The organism is Streptomyces sp. NPDC026062, from assembly GCF_055568375.1.
This window is the reverse complement of the sequence record NZ_JBVHOQ010000019.1, coordinates 79,308-98,600: the sequence shown is the minus strand read 5'-3', so window position 1 is coordinate 98,600 and position 19,293 is coordinate 79,308. Positions and strand designations below refer to the sequence as shown.

Genomic DNA, 19,293 nt, shown 5'->3' with positions numbered 1-19,293 from the left:
AGTCCGGGAACCGGACGGCCTCCCGTCGGCGGACAGCACCCCGCCGGCAGGTGGCACCCCGCCGACCGGCCTGGACGAACTCTGGGCGCGGCTGGGCGACATCGAGCGGCGGGTACGGCACGCGGTCGCGCTGCGCCAGGACACCGACCCGCAGCCGGACGATCCGTTCCGGGGGCAGTACCTCACCCCCGCCGCGGCCGAGCGGATCCTGGACTCCCGCGACGCGTTCCTCCCGGTGCCGGTCCAGGAGCATGGCACCGACGCCGCACCCGGCTCGCCGGCGGGAGGCCGGATCGCGTCCCTCGTCGAACGGTTCGGCCTGGTCGCCCGGGACGTCGATCTCCTGCTGGTCGCGATGGCCCCGGACATCGACGCCCGGTTCGAGCGGCTGTACGGCTACCTCAACGACGACCTCACCCGGCGCCGGGCCACGATCGGCCTGGCCCTCGAACTGTGCGGGCTGCCCTCGGCGGGCTCCGGCCGCTTCCGCTTCTCGCCGTCCGCGCCGCTGGTCGCGGCCGGCCTCGTGGAGATACTGGAGCCCGAACGCCCCCTGCTCTCCAGGGTGTTGCGTGTCCCCGACCGGGTGACCGCCCATCTCCTCGGTGACGACGAAGTGGACGGCAGGCTGCACGGCCTCGTCCGGGTGGCCGGGCCCGACGAGCGGCCCGAAGAGGGATCCGCGGCCGGTCCTTCGAAGACGCCGGAAGGAGAGCCCGGCCAGTGCCCCACGACGCTGCGCGTCGCGGCGGCGCTGGGCACCGGCAGTGGTCTGGTGCATCTGCTGGACCGGGGCGGCGACCCCGGCCGGCTCGCGGCCGACGCGCTTCTCGCGGCCGGACTCCGCCCGCTGGTGGTGGACGCCTCGGCCCTCGCGGCCGCCCCGGATCCCGTACGGACCGCGCGGATCATGGCGACCGAGGCGCGGCTGAGCGGTGGCGGTCTCGTCCTCGGTCCGCTGGAGACGCTCGCCCCCGAACAGCCCAAGGGCGCCGGTCTGATCGACGGCATCTGCGAGGCGGTCGGCGGCGGCTCCCCGCTGATCGTGTACGGGAAGAAGCACTGGGACCCGCTGTGGGCCGGTGTGAGCCCGGTGACGGTCCACGTCCTGCCGCCGGATCCGGCGGAGGCGGCCCGCAGATGGCGCCGGGAGCTCACCTCGGCGGGCTCCGCGAGCGGCCTCGCCGCCGCGACCGCGACGGCCGAGGAACACCTCACCGACGCCACCCGCGCCTACCGGCTCGACTCCGGCCAGATCCGCCGGGCCGCCGCCGTCGCCTCCCGGCTGGCCGCCCTGGAGGGCCGCCCGGTGGAGGCCCAGGACCTGCGGACCGCCGTCCGGGCCCAGAACGGGGCCGGCCTGGCACGGCTGGCCCGCCGGATCGAACCCACCGTCGGCTGGGACGACCTCGTGCTGCCCCCGGCCACCCGCAACCAGCTCTCCGACCTGGCCCTGCGCGCACGTCACCGGGAGCAGGTGCTCGGCCGGTGGCGGATGCGTCCGGGCGGCGGCCGGGGCCGGGGCATCGTCGCGCTGTTCGCCGGGGAGTCCGGGACGGGCAAGACCATGTCGGCCGAGGTGGTCGCGGCCGACCTGGGCATGGAGCTGTACGTCGTGGACCTGTCCTCCGTGGTCGACAAGTACGTCGGTGAGACCGAGAAGAACCTGGAGCGGATCTTCGTCGAGGCGTCCGATGTCAACGCGGTGCTGCTGTTCGACGAGGCGGACGCCGTCTTCGGGAAGCGCTCACAGGTCAAGGACGCCCAGGACCGGCACGCCAACGTGGAGTCGGCCTATCTGCTCCAGCGGATCGAGTCCTTCGACGGCATCGCCGTGCTCACCACCAATCTGCGGGCCAACCTCGACGAGGCGTTCACCCGCCGGATCGACGTGGTCGCCGACTTCCCCGTACCCGACGCACAGCAGCGCCTCGCCCTGTGGGAACGCTGCCTGGGCACCGAGATCCCCCGCTCCCCCGATCTCGACCTGCGGACCTGCGCGGAGCGGTTCGAGCTGACGGGCGGATCCATCCGTGCCTGCGCGGTCACCGCCGCCTACCAGGCGGCGGAGTCGGGCCGCGACCTGGACACCGAGCAGCTTGTCTCGGCGGTCCTCGCCGAGTACCGCAAGCTCGGACGACTGGTCCTGGACAGCGAGTTCGGCCCGTGGATGGAGCGGGCCCGGCGATAGGGGGAGCCCGGACGCACACGGCCGGGCTCCCCGGCTCCCGGCTCCGGACCCGAAGCGGGCTCCTCGGCTCCGGTCTCTGGACGCGGTCACCAGCGTCCGTATCATCTGCTGCATGACTGCAGAGCCCTCGCGATCCGCCGGCCGTATGCGCGCCTCCGACGCCGACCGCGAAGCGGTCGTGGAACAGCTGCGGGAGGCGGCGGCCGAGGGGCGTATCGACCTCGAAGAGCTGGACGAGCGGCTCGGCCGGGCGCTCGCGGCGAAGACCCATGCCGAACTCGCCCCGCTCACCGACGACCTGGGGCCGGTCGCCCTCGCATCGGACGAGCCGCTGGTCCTGAAGGGCGGCATGCACGGCGCGTCCCGGACGGGCCGCTGGAAGGTGCCGCCGCACATTCGCGTGTACGGGGGCCTGGCCGGCGTACGCCTCGACTTCACCCGGGCCGAGTGCCGGCCGAGGGTGGTCGAGGTGGAGGTGGACGCGCAGATGGCCGGGGTGGTGTTCGTCGTCCCGCCGGGCTGGAGGGCGGAGACGGAAGCGCTGGACCCCGGCTTCGGCGGCCTGAAGGACAAGACCGACGGCGAACGGCTGCCGGGCACACCGGTGCTCCGGATCTCTGGGACATGCGGCGCGGGAGGAGTGGTCATCCGCTACGCGAACTTCTGGGAACGCCGCAAGCAGCGCAAGGAGTTGTCGCGCTGAGCGCCGCCCCCGCCGGCAAGCGGCGCGAGGAGTCGTCGCGCCGAGCACCGTCCCCGACCGCGGGGCGGCGCGAGGAGTTGTCGCGCTGAGCGCCGCCCCGGCCGCGTTCTTCCTACGAGGGCCGGACGGTGAGGATCTGCTCGGCCCGGCCGACGGGTCCGTTGATGTCGTGCAGGACGGTGCTGGTGATGCCCTGGCCGGTGGGGCCGAACACGACCGTGGTGTCGAGCCCGGTCCACCGGCCCTCGGGCGCGCGGTGCAGGTGGATCGTCAGGTCGACGTTGGGGAACATCCAGGCGGTGGGCTGCTCGCGTACGGCGATGCCGTTGGCGGTGTCGACGAGCGCGACGTACGACGCCAGCGGGCCGGCGGTCTCCCCCGCGACGAGGCCGAGGGGCGTGGAGATCCAGGCGGTCGCACGGCCCGGCACGGGCGGTGCGACCGGGCGGACGTCCAGCGAGGCGATGTAGCCGCCGGGCCAGAGGTCGGCCATGGGCCAGGGCGCGAGCGCCTCGGGCGGGGTGAGCCGGCCCGCCTCTCCGCCGGCGACCCCGGTGGTGTCTCCGGCGGCGAGGCACCAGGCCCTGGCGCGTACCACGGGGCGGTCTCCTATGAGGGCGACGGCTTCGACCAGTTCGATGGTGCGGCCGGGCCGGATGGTCTCGACCCGGATCTCACACGTGTCCAGGGCGAGCCGGCCGAGGATGTCGAAGCTGATCCGGGAGAGCACGAGGCTGTCTCCCGGCCGGCCGGCGAGATGCAGTTCGATGGCGTGGGTGAGGAGACCGCCGAGCGGGCTGAAGTGCACTTCGTCCGTGCTCCATGCCCCGCTCGCGTGGGCGGTGGGCTTGAAGCTGTGCTCGTCGATGCGCTCGTAATAGCTGCCGGTGTTCATCGCCTGTGTCCCTCGCGGCCGTACGGATCAAGGACCACCAGCGTGCCACCGTACGGATACCGGCCGCCGTCCGGGTCCCGGCCGCGCCCTTCCCGCGAGGCGGGTCATGGCAGGTCCGGGGCCCATGCGACGCCGTTGATGTGCGAGCCGCCGTCGACGAAGAGCGTGTTGCCGGTGACGTAGCGCGCACCCTCGCCCGCCAGGAAGGCCGCCACCGGAGCGATGTCCCGGTCGGGGTCACCGATCCGTCCCATGGGGTTCGCGGCGTCGGCCCGCGTCCCCAGTTCGGGGTGCTCGCCCATCATGCGCCGGAAGGCCGCGCTCTTCGCACCCGGGCAGATCGCGTTGACGACGACACCCGTCGGGGCCCACTCACGGGCGGCGGTCCGGGTCAGGGTGCGCAGGGCCTCCTTGGCGGCGTTGTACTCCAGGGTCCCCATGTGGGCGTTCACGCCGTTGAGGCTGCACATGTTGATGACCCGGCCCCATTCCCGCTCCCTCATGTGCGGGAAGGCCGCCCGCATCGCCCAGAAGGGCCCGTAGAAGCCGACGCCCAGACCGCGGGCCAGCATCTCGTCGGTCTTGTTCTCGACCCGGCCGACGTCACCGGCACCCCAGGCGTTGTTGACCAGGATGTCGACGCCGCCCCATTCCCGTACGGCGGTGTCGATCATGGCCAGCACCTGCGCCCTGTCGCTGACATCGGTACGCACGAAGCGGCCACCGATCTCGTCGGCCGTGGCGCGGCCCGTCTCCTCGTTCAGCTCGGCGACGAGCACCCTGGCTCCGTCGGCGGCGAACCGCCGGGCCACCGCTGCGCCGATTCCGTCCCCGGCTCCGGTGACGACGGCGACGCGTCCTGTGAGTGGCATGCGTTTGTCTCCCTACAGCCGGGGCCAGGATCGGTGGCGGCCATCCAATCCCGTGCGGCCGGGCGGACAGGGGCTCCGTCCCGGTGGGCGGGATCCGCCTCGGAGGCTCCGTCCCGGTGGGCGGGATCCCGGCCGCGCGCCCGGATCGGGACGGGTGTCCCGCAGCGGCGGGCGGGGCCCGCCCGCTCCCGCGCCCGGCACCGTACGGATGGGCAGGCCCCCGTCCGGATCCCCGGACCGTACGGATGGGCCGGCCCCCGTCCGGATGCCCGGCTCAGGGCCGGAACACCGCCACCGCCTCGCCGCTCTCCTCCTGCCGGAAGGTCACCCGCAGTTCCATCCCGATGGCGAGCGCGCTCTCCTCGCACTCCACGATCTGCGTCATCATCCTCGGGCCCTCCGCCAGGTCGACGACCGCGGCGACGTACGGCACGCGGGCGCCGAACGGGGGCAGGTCGTTGCGGTGGACGACGGACCAGGTGTAGAGCGTGGCCCGCCCGCAGGCCCGGACCCAGTCGACTTCCTCGCTCCAGCAGTGCGGGCAGAACTCACGCGGGTAGTGGTGCGTCCGGTCGCAGGCGCGGCAGCGGCGCAGCAGCAGACGGCCCTCGGCGGCGGCGTCCCAGTAGGGGCGGGTGAAGGCGTCGGGTTCCGGGAGGTCGTAGCGGGGGGACCGCGTCGCGCCCGTCACGGGAAGAGTCCGATCGCGTGGTCGAGGGACCAGGTCTGCCAGGACATGGCGAACAGGGCGACGAGCGAGATGAGCGCCATCATCGCGTTCTGCCCCTGCTCGGCCCAGTCGTGGATCATCAGCACCAGGTAGAGCAGGTTGAGCAGGAGTCCGGCGACGAGGGCGACCGGGGTCAGGAGGCCGGTCACCAGGCCGAGGCCCAGGGCGAGTTCCGCGTACACGACGAGGTACGCCATGGCCTTCGGGCGCGGTGCGACGACCTTCTGGAAGCCCGTCCGGACCACCGGCCAGCGGTGTTTGCCCGCGACATCCGCCGCCCAGGCGATGCCGGTGCCGCGTTCGAACCAGCCCTTCCTGTCCTTGTGGCGCCAGCTCTCCAGCCACCACAGACCGAGGCCTATTCGGAGCACGGCGAGCCACTGTGCTCCATCGAGCCAGATCGTCCGCATGGGCCCTCCCGTTCACGTAATCTGACGGCACGTCAGTTCACCTGATGGCGGCGGAGTCCGCAAGAGGCGCGCACCCGTGATCGATTCGCAATCGATTCCGGTCTTGACCGAGACCCATCAAGGAGTCGCGCGATTACGCTCCGAAGCATGTCCGACAGCACACCTACCGCCGGTAGCACCAACACCCCGGCCGCCCCCACCGACATCACCGAGGACCGCCCCGTCTACGTCATCGGCGGCGGGCCCGGCGGCCTCGCCGCAGCCGCGGCCCTGCGCGAGCAGGGCGTGCGGGCCGTCGTCCTGGAGAAGTCCGGGGACGTCGGCGCGTCCTGGCGCCGCCATTACGACCGGCTGCATCTGCACACCACCCGCCGCTGGTCCGCCCTCCCCGGGCTGCCCATGCCCCGCAGGTTCGGCCGCTGGGTCTCCCGGGACGACGTGGTGCGCTACCTGGAGAAGTACGTCGAGCACCACGGCCTCGAAGTGGTGACGGGCGTCGAGGTCTCCCGCGTCGACCCGGCGGCGGACGGCACCGGGTGGCGGCTGACGGCGACCGGCGGGCGTGAACTGACCGGCCGGGCCGTCGTCGTGGCCACCGGTTACAACCACACGCCCCGCATCCCCGACTGGTCCGGGCGCGACACCTTCACGGGCGAGCTGGTGCACGCCGCCGACTACCGCAACCCGGCCCCGTACGCGGGCAAGGACGTCCTCGTCGTGGGCGTCGGCAACACGGGGGCGGAGATCGCCGTCGACCTGGTGGAGGGCGGGGCCGCGCGTGTGCGCCTCGCGGTGCGCACCGTTCCGCACATCGTGCGCCGCTCCACGGCGGGCTGGCCCGCGCAGGCGACCGGCATCCTGGTGCGCCGGCTGCCCGTCGCGCTCGTCGACCGGGCCGGCGGCCTGATGGCCCGCGTCGCCGTGCCGGACCTCGCCGAACACGGGCTGCCCCGGCCGGACACGGGCCTGTACTCCCGGGTCAGGGAGGGAGCGATCCCGGTCCAGGACGTGGGGCTGATCGACGCGGTGAAGGGCGGCCGGGTGGTTCCGGTGGCGGCCGTGGAGTCGTTGGACGAGGACGCGGTGGTGCTGGCGGACGGGACCCGGATCACCCCGGACGCGGTGATCGTCGCGACCGGCTATGTGCGTGCCCTGGAGCCGTTGATCGGTCACCTCGGGGTGCTGGACGCCCGGGGCCGGCCGGTGACGCACGGCGGCCGGACGCCGAAGCAGGCGCCCGGTCTCTACTTCACCGGGTTCACCAACCCGATCAGCGGCATGTTCCGCGAAATGGCCCTGGACGCACAGAAGATCGCCAAACGGCTGGCGCGTACCGCCTGACCCGCCCCGGCCCGGCCGGCTGTCAGGCCCCGCCCCCTCCGGGCGGGCCCTGACGGCCGTTCGCACAGCACAGCCCCCGCCGGGCGCTCCCGGCGGGGCATCCCACCCTGATACGGAGGATGCACGTGGCACGTCATCGAACAGGACAGACCTCGCAGCCTGCCCACGAGCCGGTGTCCCGGCGCGCGATGCTGGGAGGCGCGGCAGCCGCCGGGGTCTCGGCGCTCACCCTGGCCGGAACCGGCACCGCGCAGGCGGCTCCCGTGGGCGCGGCCCCGCGCGAGGTGGACGTCGCGGTGGTCGGCGGCGGGCTGGCCGGGCTGACCGCCGCCCGCGATCTGGCCGCCGCCGGGAAGTCCGTCCTGGTCCTGGAGGCACGCGACCGGGTCGGCGGCCGGGTGCTCAACCTCGCGCTGCCGAACGGCGGAATCAGCGAGGGCGGCGGCGAGTTCATCGGCCCGACGCAGGACCGGATGAAGGCCCTCGCCGACTCACTGGGGGTCGCGACCTTCCCCACGTACAACACCGGCGAGAACGTCCTGTTCAAGGACGGCAAGCGCACCCCCTACGCCACCGACGGGCTGCTCGGCTCCGTCCCGCCGATCGATGTGGCGGGGCTCGCCAACGCCGCGGCGGTCCAGGCGATGCTCGACGACATGGCCAAGCAGGTGCCGGTCGACGCCCCGTGGACGGCCGCGAAGGCCGAGGAGTGGGACAGCCAGACGTTCGAGACCTGGCTGAAGCACAACGCCGTGATCCCGTCCGCGAAGTTCCTCTTCGACGTGGCGTGCACCTCGGTCTTCTCGGCCGAACCGAGCGAGCTCTCACTCCTGTTCGTGCTGTTCTACATCCGGGCGGCCGGCAACGAGTCGACGCCCGGCACCTTCGAGCGCCTCACCGAGACGGGCACGGGCGCCCAGGCGACCCGGTTCGTCGGCGGCTCGGCACAGGTCCCGCTGCGCCTCGCCCAGTCCCTCGGCGACCGGGTCGTCCTGAACGCCCCGGTCAGCCGGATCGCGCAGGGGAACGGCCGGCTGACCGTGGAGACACCGGACCTCACCGTCTCCGCGCGCCGCGTCGTGATCGCCGTCCCGCCCTCGCTCACCAACCGCATCACTTTCTCCCCCGGCCTGCCCGCCACCCGCGACCAGCTCGGGCAGCGGCTGCCGATGGGGTCGGTCGGCAAGGCGATCGCGGTGTACGACACCCCGTTCTGGCGCGCCGACGGCCTCAACGGCCAGGTGGTCAGCGACTCCGGTGCCGTCCGCTCGACGTTCGACAACTCCCCGCCGGACGGCTCGTACGGGGCGCTGATGGGCTTCATCGAGTCCGACGAGATGCGCGGGCTCAACGGGGCGTCGGAGGCCGAGGTGCGGGCGGTGGTCCTGAAGGACTTCGCCACGTACTTCGGGGAGCGGGCGAAGAGCCCGACCGGGTTCGTGCTCCAGCGCTGGGACAACGAGACCTACTCCCGGGGCGGCCCGGTCGCCTACGCGCCGCCCGGCGTGCTGACCCGCTACGGCGCCGCGCTGCGGGCCCCCGTCGGGGCGATCCACTGGGCGGGCACGGAGACGTCGACGTACTGGAACGGGTACATGGACGGCGCCGTCCGCTCGGGCGAGCGCGTGGCCACGGAGGTCGCCGCCGCACTCTGACGCCCAGGCCGCCTCCCCGGGACCGGGCGGGCGCGTGGCCGCGGAGGTCACCGCCGCACACTGACGCCCGCGCGCCGCGGCGGCGGCCGGCCGGGGATCCGCCCCGGAGGCAGGGAGCGGTGATCCGGGCCGGGCCCCGGGGCCACCGCTCTCAAGCTTTGCCTGCACACCCATTCCTGACGGAGCGTCAGTTCAGTAACCTGACAGAGCGTCAGCTATGAGGGTTCGACCCCCGGAGGCGGGGCGGACACGGTGCGGGCCCAGCCACGCACCGCCGCCGCAACCGCCTCCCGGATCACCGGACCCTCCTGGGCGCGGGCCGGGCACCACGTGTGCCGACGGACTTTCGAGCAGGAGTGGGCGGAACGATGCTTGGATCGACTCACGGCACCCTCACCACCGACTTCCGCGCCAGGGTGGTGGCCTGCGGCGAGGAACCGCATGCCGCCGTCCACAGCATGGCGGCCGCCGCGGCGGAAGGCGACCTCGACGTCAGCGGGCGCCCGCTCCACGCGCCCGTACCGGACCTGGACCGGTTCTTCCGCCCGGAGTCCGTCGCCGTCATCGGCGCGTCCGACACCGAGGGACGGCCCAACACCGGCATCACCTGCCAGCTGATCGCCTGGGCCGAGCGCGTCGGGGCACGGCTGTATCCCGTGCACCCCACGCGCGAGACCGTCTTCGGACGGGCCTGCGCCCCCTCCGTCGCCGACCTGCCGGAACAGGTGGACCTGGCGGTGCTGCTGGTCGGCGACCCGCTTCCCGTCATCGAGGAACTGGCCCAGGCCAAGGTGAAGTTCGCCGTCGCCTTCGCCTCCGGTTTCGCGGAGACCGGTACGGAGGGCGCCGCCGCCCAGGCCCGGCTGGCCGCCGCCGTGGAACGGTCGGGGCTGCGGCTGCTCGGCCCGAACACCAACCTCAACGCCTTCGAGGAGTTCCGCGACGACCTGGACGGTCCGGCGATCGCGCTGATCACCCAGTCCGGCCACCAGGGCCGCCCCGTCTACACGCTCCAGGAGCTGGGCGTGCGCCTCTCGCACTGGGCCCCTACTGGCAACGAGGCCGATCTGGAGACCTCCGACTTCATCGCGTACTTCTCCCAGCGCCCCGAGGTCGGCGCCATCGCCTGCTATGTCGAAGGGCTCAAGGACGGGCGCTCCTTCCTGCTCGCGGCGGACCGGGCCGCGCGGGCCGGTGTCCCGGTGGTGGCGGTGAAGGTGGGGCGTACGGAGACGGGGGCCAGGATGGCCGCGTCACACACCGGCAAGCTGACCGGCGCCGATCAGGTCGTCGACGCGGCGATGCGGCAGTTCGGTGTGATCCGGGTGGACGGCCTCGACGAACTCCAGGACACCGCCGCCCTCCTGGCCCGCGCGCGCAAGCCGCTGGCCGACGGCGTCGTGGTGTATTCGATCTCGGGCGGCACGGGCGCGCACTTCTCGGACCTGGCCACGGGGGCGGGACTCTCCCTCCCGGTGCTGTCCGAGGCGAAGCAGGCCGAACTGCACACCTGGATACCCGACTACCTGAACGTCGCCAACCCCGTCGACAACGGGGGCCACCCGGTCGGCGACTGGCGCGGCCGGAAGATCATCGACGCGATCCTCGCCGACCCGGAGGTGGGGGTCCTGATCTGTCCGATCACCGGCCCCTTCCCGCCGATGAGCGACAAGCTCGCGCAGGACCTGGTGGACGCGGCGGAGGCCACGGACAAGCTGGTGTGCGTGGTGTGGGGGTCGCCGGTCGGCACCGAGGACGCCTACCGCACCACCCTGCTCGGCTCGTCGCGCGTCGCCACCTTCCGTACGTTCGGCAACTGCATCACCGCCGTGAAGGCCTATCTGGACCACCACCGCTTCGCCGCGTCCTACCGGTCCCCGTTCGACGAGGCCCCGCGCACGCCGTCCCCCTCCTTCCGCAAGGCGCAGGCACTGATGCGCCCGGGTCACCAGCTGAGCGAGCACGCGGCGAAGCAGCTGCTGCGCGCGTACGGGATCCGGGTGCCCCGCGAGCAGTTGGTGACCAGCGCGGCGGCGTCCGTCCGGGCGGCGGGCCTCGTCGGCTACCCCGTCGTCATGAAGGCGTCCGGCGCGGCACTGGCCCACAAGACCGAACTGGGCCTGGTCAAGGTCGGCCTCACCTCCGCCAGCCAGGTGCGGGACGCCTACCGCGAACTCACCGACATCGCACGCTACGAGGACATCGAGCTGGACGGCATCCTGGTCTGCCAGATGATCGAGCGCGGCGTCGAGATGATGGTCGGCGTCACCCAGGACGCCCTGTTCGGACCGACGGTGACGGTGGGCCTCGGTGGCGTCCTCGTCGAGGTGCTGCACGACGCGGCCGTGCGGGTGCCCCCGTTCGGCGAGGACCAGGCGCGGGCGATGCTCGGCGAACTGCGCGGCCGGGCGCTGCTGGAAGGCGTGCGGGGCGGACCGCCGGTGGATGTGGACGCCCTCGTCGAAGTCGTCCTGCGGGTGCAGCGGATGGCCCTGGAACTCGGCGACGACCTCAGCGAACTCGACATCAACCCGCTGATGGTGCTGGGCCGCGGACAGGGCGCGGTGGCCCTGGACGCGCTCGCGGTCTGCCGCTGACGCGGCCGGATTCCCGCCCACCTTCCACCTGCTCAGGAGCTGCCCCATGCCGTCCTCCCCCGAAGACACCCACGACCGCACCGACCCGTCCGGATCGCCTGAGTCATTGATACTCCACGCCACTGACAACGGCGTCTCGTGGATCACTCTCAACCGTCCCGAAGCCATGAACGCCGTCACCTGGGACCAGCGCGAACGCGTCATCGCCCTGCTCGCCGAGGCCTCCGCCGATCCCGGCATCCGGGCCGTGGTCCTCACCGCCACCGGCCGGGGCTTCTGCGCCGGCGCCGACCTGCGCGGCGCTCCCGCCACCGGCGACCGGGTGCCGGGCGACGTGGCCCGCACGATCCGGCTCGGCGCGCAGCGCCTGATCTCGGCGGTCCTGGACTGCGAGAAGCCCGTCCTCGCGGCGGTCAACGGCACGGCGGCGGGCATCGGCGCACATCTCGCGTTCGCCTGCGATCTGGTGCTGGCGGCCGAATCGGCGAAGTTCATCGAGGTGTTCGTGCGCCGCGGGCTCGTCCCGGACGGCGGCGGGGCGTACCTGCTGCCGCGCCTGATCGGCCCGCAGCGCGCCAAGGAGCTGATGTTCTTCGGCGACTCGCTCCCGGCGGCGGAGGCGGAGCGTCTGGGACTGGTCAACCGGACGGTCCCGGACGAGGAGCTGGCGGCGACGGCACGGGCCTGGGCCCAGCGCCTGGCCGACGGGCCGACCCGCTCGATCGCCCTCACGAAGCAGCTCGTCAACGCGTCCCTGGACGCGGACCGGGCCACGGCGTTCGCCGCCGAGGCGATGGCTCAGGAGATCAACATGACCACGCAGGACGCCAACGAGGGCGTGGCGAGCTTCGTGGAGCGACGGACGCCCAAGTACCGAGGGGTATGAGCGGCGCCCGCGTCACACGACGCCGCCGTCACACGGAGGACAGCCGGCCGCTGTCCAGGTCCGGGCCGATCCAGGTTGCCGGACCCCTCGACGCACCCCGGCGACACCGCACGCGACCCGCCCCCGTTCCCGACGGAGGCCGCACCCCCGGCCGAACAACCGCCGGGGCGCCCCACGCGCGGCCGGGGGCGCCGCACCCTTCCCATCTGACGCATCGTCAGTTCTAATCGAAGGGTGATGGGACACGCAGGCATGGCCGCAACCGCAGTCCGCTACCTCCGGTCCGTCGGCGCTCCGACGGCCACCGGTCCGGTGCCGGTCGATCCACTGCCGCGCCCGGACCTGCGGGCCGTCGCCGACGACGAGCGGCTGCCGCTCGACCGGGGCGAGTTCCGCCGTGTGCTGGGTCACTTCGCGAGTGGGGTCACGGTCGTCACGGCTCACGACCCGGCCGACCCGGACGGTCCGGCGGGCTTCGCCTGCCAGTCGTTCGCCTCGCTCTCCCTGGACCCGCCACTGGTCACGTTCATGGTCGCCCGTACGTCGACGACGTGGCCGCGCATCGCCCGCGCCGGGGCCTTCTGCGTCAACATCCTGGGCGCGGACCAGGGCGCGCTGTGCCGGGGCTTCGCGGTCAGCGGGGCGGACAAGTTCGCCGGGGTGGCGTACTCCCCCGCTCCCGCGACCGGTTCGCCGCTGCTGGACTCCGTACCTGCCTGGGTCGACTGCCGCATCCAGGCCGTCCACACCGGCGGCGACCATCTGATCGTGGTGGGCAGGGTGGAGGCGCTGGGGGCTGCGACGGACGAGGACGGGGAGGGGCCGCTGCTGTTCCACCGGGGGATCTTCGGGCACTTCAGCAGCTGAGCGAATCCCCCCTCACCGCGCGACGACGCCCCCGGGCAGCCCGGCGCCGGCGTCCGCGGGCGCCCCCTTCACCCGGCGGATCATCAGCGCCATCAGTGCCGCCATCGCGCACAGCGCCCCCGCCGCGTACCAGACCACGTCGTACGAGCCGAAGTGGTCGCGCGCCACCCCGCCCAGGAACGCCACCAGTGCCGCGCCCACCTGGTGCGAGGCGAGGACCCAGCCGAAGACGATCGCGCTGTCCTCGCCGTACTGCTCCCGGCACAGGGCCAGCGTCGGCGGGACGGTGGCGACCCAGTCGAGTCCGTAGAACACGATGAAGAAGACCATCGGCGGCTCCACGGTCGCCTGCATCAGGACCGGCAGGAAGAGCAGCGAGACCCCGCGCAGCGCGTAGTAGACGGCGAGCAGCCGGCGGGCGTCGAAGCGGTCGGTGAGCCAGCCGGAGAAGACCGTACCGATGATGTCGAAGATCCCGATGACGGCGAGCAGCGAGGCCGCGGCCGTGATGGGCATGTGGTGGTCGTGCGCCGAGGGCACGAAGTGGGTGCGGATGAGGCCGTTGGTCGAGGCGCCGCAGATCGCGAAGGACCCGGCCAGCAGCCAGAACGGTCCGGTGCGGGCCGCGTCGAGCAGGACCCGTACGGTGCGCTTCGCCGCCCCGCGTGCGGGTGCGGGCTTGGCCACGTACTCCCCGCCGTACGGGGCGAGTCCCACATCGGCCGGGTGGTCGCGCATCAGGAGCCAGACGAACGGGACGACCGCCAGGGCGGCGAGGGCGACGGTCACCGAGGCGGGCTGCCAGCCGTGCCGGTCGACGATCCAGGCGCAGAGGGGCAGGAAGACGAGCTGTCCGGAGGCGCCGGCCGCGGTGAGGATGCCGGTGACCAGGCCCCGGCGGGCGACGAACCAGCGGTTGGTGACCGTCGCGGAGAAGGACATCGCCATCGCGCCGGTACCGAGGCCGACGAGCAGCCCCCAGTAGATCATCAGCTGCCAGGAGGCGGTCATCCAGACGCTGGCCAGCGCACCGGCCGCGACAGCGCTGAGGGCGACGACCACGACCCGGCGGATGCCGAACCGGTCCATCAGCGCCGCGGCGAACGGAGCGGTGAGACCGTACAGCGCCATGTCGAGGGAGACGGCCAGGCCGATCTCCCCGCGCGACCAGCGGAAATCCTCGTGGAGCGGGTCGATGAGCAATCCGGGCAGCGCGTTGAAGGCGGCGCCGCCGATGATCGTCACGAAGGTGACGGCGGCGACGATCCAGGCGCGGTGGACGCGGCGGCCGCGGCGGCCGCGGCGACGGGGTGCTTCACGGCCGGTCCGCAGGGTGTCCTGGCGGGCGGCGGGTTCGGTTGTCCGGTTCACGCCGCCCAGCTTCCGTCCCCCCACCCCTCTCACACGAGTGGCCCGAGGGACATGCTTCGCAGGGATCGGGCCACGAACCACCGGCCACGGAACCGCACGGCCCCCGCCCCCACCACCGCCCGGACCCGCACGCACCGCCACCCGGGCCGCGCGCATCGCCCGGCCGGGCCCGGTACCCGTCGCCTTGCCCGGAGCCGCCGATCCGGATGCGCGTACGATCTGCGTCGATCGGCGGCGCGTGGCACATCGCGTGTACGTCGACGCGTCCACGGGTACGCGTCCACGCCGCCCCGTCCACGCCGTCTCGTCCACATCCCCGGGGGAACACATGCAGTGGGCCGAACGTCAGCACTTCCACCACAGGTCCGCGCTGATGCAGGGCTGGGGCGCCTTTCTGCTGCTCGCCGCCTGCGTGCTGTGGGTGTGGCTGGGCCTCCTGCTGTGGGACCAGGACGACACGCTGTACTGCTTCCGCGCGTCGTCGGTCTGCGAGCTGGACAGCACCATGCCCAAGCAGCTGGTCCTCCTGGCCCTCTCCGCACCCCTCTCGGTGGCCGGATCGGCGCTGCTCGTCGCGGGCAGTGCGCGCCGGCAGACCAGCGCGCACGTCCTCCGCGTCATCGAGATGCAGCAGTCCGAGGAGCGGGCGCGCCGGAAGTAGCCGCCGCGAGCACCGCCCACACGGCGGCAGCCCCCACCGCGTACCAGAACAGGTCGGGGGCGTTGAACGTCGAGCCGAGCACCAGCCGTGCCACCGCGCTGTGTTCGGACAGTCCGGCCGGCACACCGGTGAGCTGGGACAGCTCGACCGCCCAGCTGATCCCCAGCCCGGCACCGGCCACGGCGAGCGGCCGGGCGCGGGGGACGCAGAACGCGACGAGGGCACAGATCAGGACGGTGTAGAGCGCGTCACCCGCGCACTTGGCGACAGCGCCGTCCGTCACGGTACGCACCCCGAGCCCGGCCACCACGGTCAGCACGGCCGACCCCGCCGCAACGGCCCTCACCCAACGGGCACTTCGCATGCGCGCTCTCACCCGATCCTTTCCAGCCGCCGGATCGGCCGGGCCGCCAGCAGCACCCCGACCGCCAGCATGTTGAGCACCGCCCCGGCCAGCAGCACCTCCGGTGCGCCCACCCGGTCCGCGACGGGTCCGGCCAGGGCGCGGCCCGCCGCCAGCATGAGCAGCGAGCCTGCCACGTCGTACGCGTGCAGCCGGTTCAGCGCCTCCGGCGGCACATGCGTCTGGACGGTCGTCGACCACATCACCAGCCAGAACGCGAACGCCGAGCCCGCCACGAACTGCCCCGCACCCAGAGCGAGTACGGGCAGGCCGAGCCCCAGCACCACGAGGTTCACGCAGACCCCGGTCAGAGCGACGGCGCCCGCCGCCAGCGGGCGGCGCGGCCGGAGCCGCAGGGCCAGCAGACCGCCGAGGACACTGCCCGCGCCGTTCACCGCCATCATCGCGCCGTACGTCCCCGAACCGTGGGCCTCGGTGACCTCGACGGCGGTGAGCGGGAGCATCGGGCCGAGCACGGTGAAGCCGTACACCGTCCAGATCGCGATCACCCCCCAGAGCCAGCTGCGCGCCCGGAACTCACGCCAGCCGTCGACCAGTTCGGCGACGAACGTGCCACGCGGCGCCTCGTCCGAGGGGGCGGGCGCGAGTCTCAGCAGGAAGAGGCAGATGCCGGAGACCAGGAACGTCGACGCGTTCGCCGCGTACACCGCCCCGGCGCTGGCCAGCCCGACGAGCATGCCGGCGAACGCCGGACCCGCCATGGTCATCAGCGCCTCGGAGACCCGGAGCACCGCGTTGCCTCGCTGCACGTCGGGCGCCACGCGCGGCACGGTCGAGGCGACGCCCGGCTGGAAGAGCGCCGCCCCCACCCCGGCCACCGCGCTCAGCGCGTACACCGCCCACAGCGGGGGGTTGCCGGTGGCGAAGGAGACCGCGAGCACGGTGGCGCCGATCAGCCGCAGCGCATCGGCGATGATCATCATCCGGCGGGGGGTGAACCGGTCCGCCAGGACGCCGCCGAAGAGGACGAACAGGGCCAGCGGCCCCATCCAGGCCGCCAGCGCGAACCCCACCGACGAGTGCGGCCGCCCGGCGCCCAGCAGGCCCGCGGTGAGCGCCACCGGAATCATGCCGTCGCCGAAGAGAGCCGCGGTCCGGGCGACGAAGAAGAGCTTGAAGTTACGGTTCCAGAGCGGGCCCGCCCCGAGGGGCAGGGGCGGCATCGGCGGCGCATCACGCAGAGCGGCTTCGAGATCCATGGCGGGAATGCCCGCGAGGTCTGCTGACTTTTCCTTCACACCGATGACATGTATCAGCTTATGGTCTATACCAGCTAGTGGTGAAGGGAGTCGTTATCGTGCCACACCGGGTCGTCGTTCTCGCCCTCGATGGGCTGCTCCCCTTCGAACTGGGCATCCCCCAGAGGATCTTCGGGCGCTCATTCGCCCTCGCGCCGTCGAACCGGCGCCGTGAGCTCTATGAAGTCGTGACCTGTTCGATCCGCCCGCCGGGCCCGGTGAGCACCGACGCGGACTTCTCGATCACCGTCGAGAACGGCCCGGAGACCCTTGCCACGGCCGACACCGTGGTCATCCCCGCCAGTTACGAACTCGGCCCCGTCCACACCGAGGGCCGGCTGACCGACGAGCTCGCCGCCGCGCTCGCGTACATCAGGCCGGGCACCCGGATGGTCTCCATCTGCACCGGCAGCTACGTACTGGCCGCGGCGGGATATCTCGACGGGCGCCCGGCCACCACCCACTGGTCGTCCGCCGACCACTTCCAGAAGCTGTTCCCCGCCGTCCGGGTCGACCCCGACGTCCTGTTCATCGACGACGGCGACGTCCTGACGTCCGCCGGGGTGGCCGCCGGCATCGACCTCTGCCTGCACATGGTGCGCCGCGACCACGGCGCCGCCGTCGCCAACGACGTCGCCCGGCGCACGGTCGTACCGCCGCACCGCGACGGCGGCCAGGCCCAGTACATCCAGCGCCCGGTCCCCGCCCCCGGGGCCTCGGCCACGACCACCGCGCGTGCCTGGGCGCTCGGCCGGCTGGAGTCGCCGATTCTGCTGCGCGACATGGCGCAGCAGGAGTCGATGAGCGTACGGACGTTCACCCGGCGGTTCCGCGAGGAGGCCGGGATCAGCCCGGTCCAGTGGCTGACCCGGCAGCGGGTGGAACGGGCCCGCCAGCTGCTGGAGTCCACGGATCTGCCGATCGACCGGATCGCCCGGGACGCCGGCTTCGGCACCCCCACCTCGCTGCGGCAGCATCTGCAGGCGGCACTGGGGGTGTCGCCGACGGTGTACCGGCGGACGTTCCGGTCGACGGCGTCCGGGGCCGGAGCCACCCGGGCCCGGGCCACCGGAAGCTAGAAGACCAGCACCCCCCGGGCCACCCGCCCGTGGTGCGCGTCGTCGGCCGCCTTGTCGAAGTCCTCCACCGGGTAGGTCTCGGTGACGAGTTCGTCCAGCAGCAGCCGGCCCTCCCGGTACAGATCCGCGTACAGGGCGATGTCGCGCTGCGGGCGCGAGGAGCCGTAGCGGCAGCCCAGGATGGACTTGTCCAGATACATCGACGAGACGAGGAACGACGCCTCGGCCGTCGCCGCCGGTACGCCGAGCAGGATCGCCTGTCCGTGCCGGTCCAGCAGATCGATCGCCGTACGGATCAGTTCGGTGCGGCCCACACATTCGAAGGCGTGGTCGGCCCCGTGCGGCAGGATCTCCTTGACCCCGTCGGCGGAGGTGAGGAAGTGCGTGGCACCGAACTGCCGGGCCACCGCCTCCTTGTCCGGGTTGGAGTCGACGGCCACGATCGTCAGCGCTCCGGCGATCCGCGCGCCCTGGATCACGTTGAGCCCGATGCCACCGGTGCCGATCACGACGACGCTGTCGCCCCGGTCGACCTTGGCCCGGTTCAGTACGGCTCCGACTCCCGTCAGCACCCCGCAGCCGATCAGGGCGGCCGAGGTGAGGGGCAGATCGGCGGGGATCCTCACCGCCTGCACGGCCTTGACCAGGGTCCGTTCGGCGAAGGCCGAGTTGGACGCGAACTGGTACAGCGGCTTCCCCCTGCGCGAGAACGGCTGCCCCGGCATACCGATCGCCTTGCGGCACATCGTCGGCCTGCCCCGGTCGCACTGGGCGCACGCGCCGCAGCTGGCGAGCGTGGACAGGGCCACATGGTCGCCCGGCGCGACATGGACGACGCCCGCGCCGACCGCCTCGACCACGCCCGCGCCCTCGTGGCCGAGCACGACGGGCAGCGGGAACGGGATCGTTCCGTCGATCACCGACAGATCGCTGTGACAGAGCCCCGCCGCGGCCACCGCGACCAGCACCTCACCGGGGCCGGGGTCGCGTATCTCCAGGTCGTCGACGACCTCGGTCCGTTTGCCGTCGAAGACGACGCCTCTCATCTCGGCTCCCTCGGTAGGCCGAGCGCGCATGCTCGGCGGTGGTGTTGTCCGTCCCCCGGGCCCGGGGTCCCTCTCGCACCGATCCCTCACGGGGCAGAAACCCCTTTCGAGCCCGCCTCCTCTCAAGCCCGTCCGGCGATTGAGGACCGGGGTGCGGGGCGGAGCGCCCTCCTGCCCGTCTCCGGGGCCGTCGCCCCCTCCCCGACCGCCTCCGGGGACCGGCGCCCATCTCAAGCCCGTCCGGCGATTGAGGACCGGGGTGCGGGGCGGAGCCCCGGCAGCGCGCCCGCGCCCGGCAACCGGGCCTCGGCCCCCACCGGGCACCGG

Annotated in this window: 17 protein-coding genes; 9 read left to right on the top strand and 8 right to left on the bottom strand. The window is 73.0% G+C overall.

Annotated features, from left to right (window positions below):
• Nucleotides 1-70 precede the first annotated feature (70 nt).
• Nucleotides 71-2,191 carry an ATP-binding protein gene (locus ACZ4LX_RS19265; RefSeq protein WP_467646191.1) on the top strand — a complete coding sequence of 707 codons (2,121 nt, stop codon included), beginning with the start codon at nt 71-73 and terminating at the stop codon, nt 2,189-2,191.
• Between the two features lie 112 nt (nt 2,192-2,303).
• The gene (locus ACZ4LX_RS19260) at nt 2,304-2,894 is read left to right on the top strand and encodes a DUF1707 SHOCT-like domain-containing protein (protein ID WP_467646005.1); all 591 of its coding nucleotides are present in this window, start codon (nt 2,304-2,306) and stop codon (nt 2,892-2,894) included.
• A 112-nt stretch (nt 2,895-3,006) separates the two neighbouring features.
• Here ACZ4LX_RS19260 and ACZ4LX_RS19255 read toward each other — a convergent pair whose 3' ends face one another.
• The 4 genes from ACZ4LX_RS19255 to ACZ4LX_RS19240 form a co-directional block, all read right to left on the bottom strand.
• Nucleotides 3,007-3,789: a thioesterase family protein gene (locus tag ACZ4LX_RS19255; protein WP_467645998.1), complete on the bottom strand. Its 783-nt coding sequence runs from the start codon at nt 3,787-3,789 to the stop codon at nt 3,007-3,009.
• A 104-nt stretch (nt 3,790-3,893) separates the two neighbouring features.
• Nucleotides 3,894-4,661, bottom strand: a complete 768-nt coding sequence (locus ACZ4LX_RS19250; RefSeq protein ID WP_467645993.1) for an SDR family NAD(P)-dependent oxidoreductase — start codon at nt 4,659-4,661, stop codon at nt 3,894-3,896.
• A gap of 274 nt (nt 4,662-4,935) precedes the next feature.
• Nucleotides 4,936-5,352, bottom strand: a complete 417-nt coding sequence (locus ACZ4LX_RS19245) for a Zn-ribbon domain-containing OB-fold protein (RefSeq protein ID WP_467645987.1) — start codon at nt 5,350-5,352, stop codon at nt 4,936-4,938.
• Nucleotides 5,349-5,801 (bottom strand): DoxX family protein, encoded by a 453-nt coding sequence (locus ACZ4LX_RS19240; protein WP_467645983.1) that lies wholly within the window; start codon nt 5,799-5,801, stop codon nt 5,349-5,351. Before ACZ4LX_RS19240 ends, ACZ4LX_RS19245 begins: the two co-directional genes overlap by 4 nt.
• Nucleotides 5,802-5,948: 147 nt before the next feature.
• On the opposite strand from ACZ4LX_RS19240, the gene ACZ4LX_RS19235 reads away from it, so the two are divergent.
• The 5 genes from ACZ4LX_RS19235 to ACZ4LX_RS19215 all read left to right on the top strand — a co-directional run bounded on the left by ACZ4LX_RS19235 (nt 5,949) and on the right by ACZ4LX_RS19215 (nt 13,147).
• Nucleotides 5,949-7,142, top strand: coding sequence for a flavin-containing monooxygenase (locus ACZ4LX_RS19235; protein WP_467645978.1), 1,194 nt, complete (start codon nt 5,949-5,951; stop codon nt 7,140-7,142).
• A gap of 188 nt (nt 7,143-7,330) precedes the next feature.
• Nucleotides 7,331-8,797, top strand: coding sequence for a flavin monoamine oxidase family protein (locus ACZ4LX_RS19230; protein WP_467646188.1), 1,467 nt, complete (start codon nt 7,331-7,333; stop codon nt 8,795-8,797).
• A gap of 368 nt (nt 8,798-9,165) precedes the next feature.
• The gene (locus ACZ4LX_RS19225; protein WP_467645972.1) at nt 9,166-11,394 is read left to right on the top strand and encodes an acetate--CoA ligase family protein; all 2,229 of its coding nucleotides are present in this window, start codon (nt 9,166-9,168) and stop codon (nt 11,392-11,394) included.
• 46 nt (nt 11,395-11,440) lie between these two features.
• On the top strand, nt 11,441-12,280 hold the full coding sequence (locus tag ACZ4LX_RS19220) for an enoyl-CoA hydratase/isomerase family protein (RefSeq protein WP_467645968.1): 840 nt from the start codon (nt 11,441-11,443) through the stop codon (nt 12,278-12,280).
• A gap of 252 nt (nt 12,281-12,532) precedes the next feature.
• Nucleotides 12,533-13,147 (top strand): flavin reductase family protein, encoded by a 615-nt coding sequence (locus tag ACZ4LX_RS19215; protein ID WP_467645961.1) that lies wholly within the window; start codon nt 12,533-12,535, stop codon nt 13,145-13,147.
• Nucleotides 13,148-13,159: 12 nt separating this feature from the next.
• On the opposite strand, the gene ACZ4LX_RS19210 is transcribed toward ACZ4LX_RS19215, so the two are convergent.
• Nucleotides 13,160-14,518, bottom strand: coding sequence for an MFS transporter (locus tag ACZ4LX_RS19210; protein WP_467645958.1), 1,359 nt, complete (start codon nt 14,516-14,518; stop codon nt 13,160-13,162).
• A gap of 328 nt (nt 14,519-14,846) precedes the next feature.
• Between ACZ4LX_RS19210 and ACZ4LX_RS19205 the strand changes: the two genes are divergently transcribed.
• On the top strand, nt 14,847-15,179 hold the full coding sequence (locus ACZ4LX_RS19205) for a hypothetical protein (RefSeq protein WP_467721234.1): 333 nt from the start codon (nt 14,847-14,849) through the stop codon (nt 15,177-15,179).
• Here the strand turns inward: ACZ4LX_RS19205 and ACZ4LX_RS19200 are convergent.
• Nucleotides 15,136-15,543 carry a ribosomal maturation YjgA family protein gene (locus tag ACZ4LX_RS19200; protein WP_467645948.1) on the bottom strand — a complete coding sequence of 136 codons (408 nt, stop codon included), beginning with the start codon at nt 15,541-15,543 and terminating at the stop codon, nt 15,136-15,138. The two genes, ACZ4LX_RS19205 and ACZ4LX_RS19200, sit on opposite strands and share 44 nt — an antisense overlap.
• A gap of 8 nt (nt 15,544-15,551) precedes the next feature.
• Nucleotides 15,552-16,802, bottom strand: coding sequence for an MFS transporter (locus ACZ4LX_RS19195; RefSeq protein ID WP_467645943.1), 1,251 nt, complete (start codon nt 16,800-16,802; stop codon nt 15,552-15,554).
• Between the two features lie 98 nt (nt 16,803-16,900).
• On the opposite strand from ACZ4LX_RS19195, the gene ACZ4LX_RS19190 reads away from it, so the two are divergent.
• Nucleotides 16,901-17,920 (top strand): GlxA family transcriptional regulator, encoded by a 1,020-nt coding sequence (locus ACZ4LX_RS19190; RefSeq protein ID WP_467645939.1) that lies wholly within the window; start codon nt 16,901-16,903, stop codon nt 17,918-17,920.
• On the opposite strand, the gene ACZ4LX_RS19185 is transcribed toward ACZ4LX_RS19190, so the two are convergent.
• A complete protein-coding gene (locus ACZ4LX_RS19185; RefSeq protein ID WP_467645934.1) occupies nt 17,917-18,966 on the bottom strand; it encodes a Zn-dependent alcohol dehydrogenase in 1,050 nt (349 codons plus the stop codon). The genes ACZ4LX_RS19190 and ACZ4LX_RS19185 overlap by 4 nt on opposite strands.
• Nucleotides 18,967-19,293 lie beyond the last annotated feature (327 nt).

What these genes read in the sequence shown, in the direction of transcription:
- ACZ4LX_RS19260 (WP_467646005.1), top strand. Translation starts at nt 2,304, where the DNA reads ATGACTGCAGAGCCCTCGCGATCCGCCGGCCGTATGCGCGCCTCCGAC.
- ACZ4LX_RS19255 (WP_467645998.1), bottom strand. Translation starts at nt 3,789, where the DNA reads ATGAACACCGGCAGCTATTACGAGCGCATCGACGAGCACAGCTTCAAG.
- ACZ4LX_RS19250 (WP_467645993.1), bottom strand. Translation starts at nt 4,661, where the DNA reads ATGCCACTCACAGGACGCGTCGCCGTCGTCACCGGAGCCGGGGACGGA.
- ACZ4LX_RS19240 (WP_467645983.1), bottom strand. Translation starts at nt 5,801, where the DNA reads ATGCGGACGATCTGGCTCGATGGAGCACAGTGGCTCGCCGTGCTCCGA.
- ACZ4LX_RS19235 (WP_467645978.1), top strand. Translation starts at nt 5,949, where the DNA reads ATGTCCGACAGCACACCTACCGCCGGTAGCACCAACACCCCGGCCGCC.
- ACZ4LX_RS19230 (WP_467646188.1), top strand. Translation starts at nt 7,331, where the DNA reads ATGCTGGGAGGCGCGGCAGCCGCCGGGGTCTCGGCGCTCACCCTGGCC.
- ACZ4LX_RS19225 (WP_467645972.1), top strand. Translation starts at nt 9,166, where the DNA reads ATGCTTGGATCGACTCACGGCACCCTCACCACCGACTTCCGCGCCAGG.
- ACZ4LX_RS19220 (WP_467645968.1), top strand. Translation starts at nt 11,441, where the DNA reads ATGCCGTCCTCCCCCGAAGACACCCACGACCGCACCGACCCGTCCGGA.
- ACZ4LX_RS19215 (WP_467645961.1), top strand. Translation starts at nt 12,533, where the DNA reads ATGGCCGCAACCGCAGTCCGCTACCTCCGGTCCGTCGGCGCTCCGACG.
- ACZ4LX_RS19205 (WP_467721234.1), top strand. Translation starts at nt 14,847, where the DNA reads ATGCAGTGGGCCGAACGTCAGCACTTCCACCACAGGTCCGCGCTGATG.
- ACZ4LX_RS19200 (WP_467645948.1), bottom strand. Translation starts at nt 15,543, where the DNA reads ATGCGAAGTGCCCGTTGGGTGAGGGCCGTTGCGGCGGGGTCGGCCGTG.
- ACZ4LX_RS19195 (WP_467645943.1), bottom strand. Translation starts at nt 16,802, where the DNA reads ATGGATCTCGAAGCCGCTCTGCGTGATGCGCCGCCGATGCCGCCCCTG.
- ACZ4LX_RS19185 (WP_467645934.1), bottom strand. Translation starts at nt 18,966, where the DNA reads ATGAGAGGCGTCGTCTTCGACGGCAAACGGACCGAGGTCGTCGACGAC.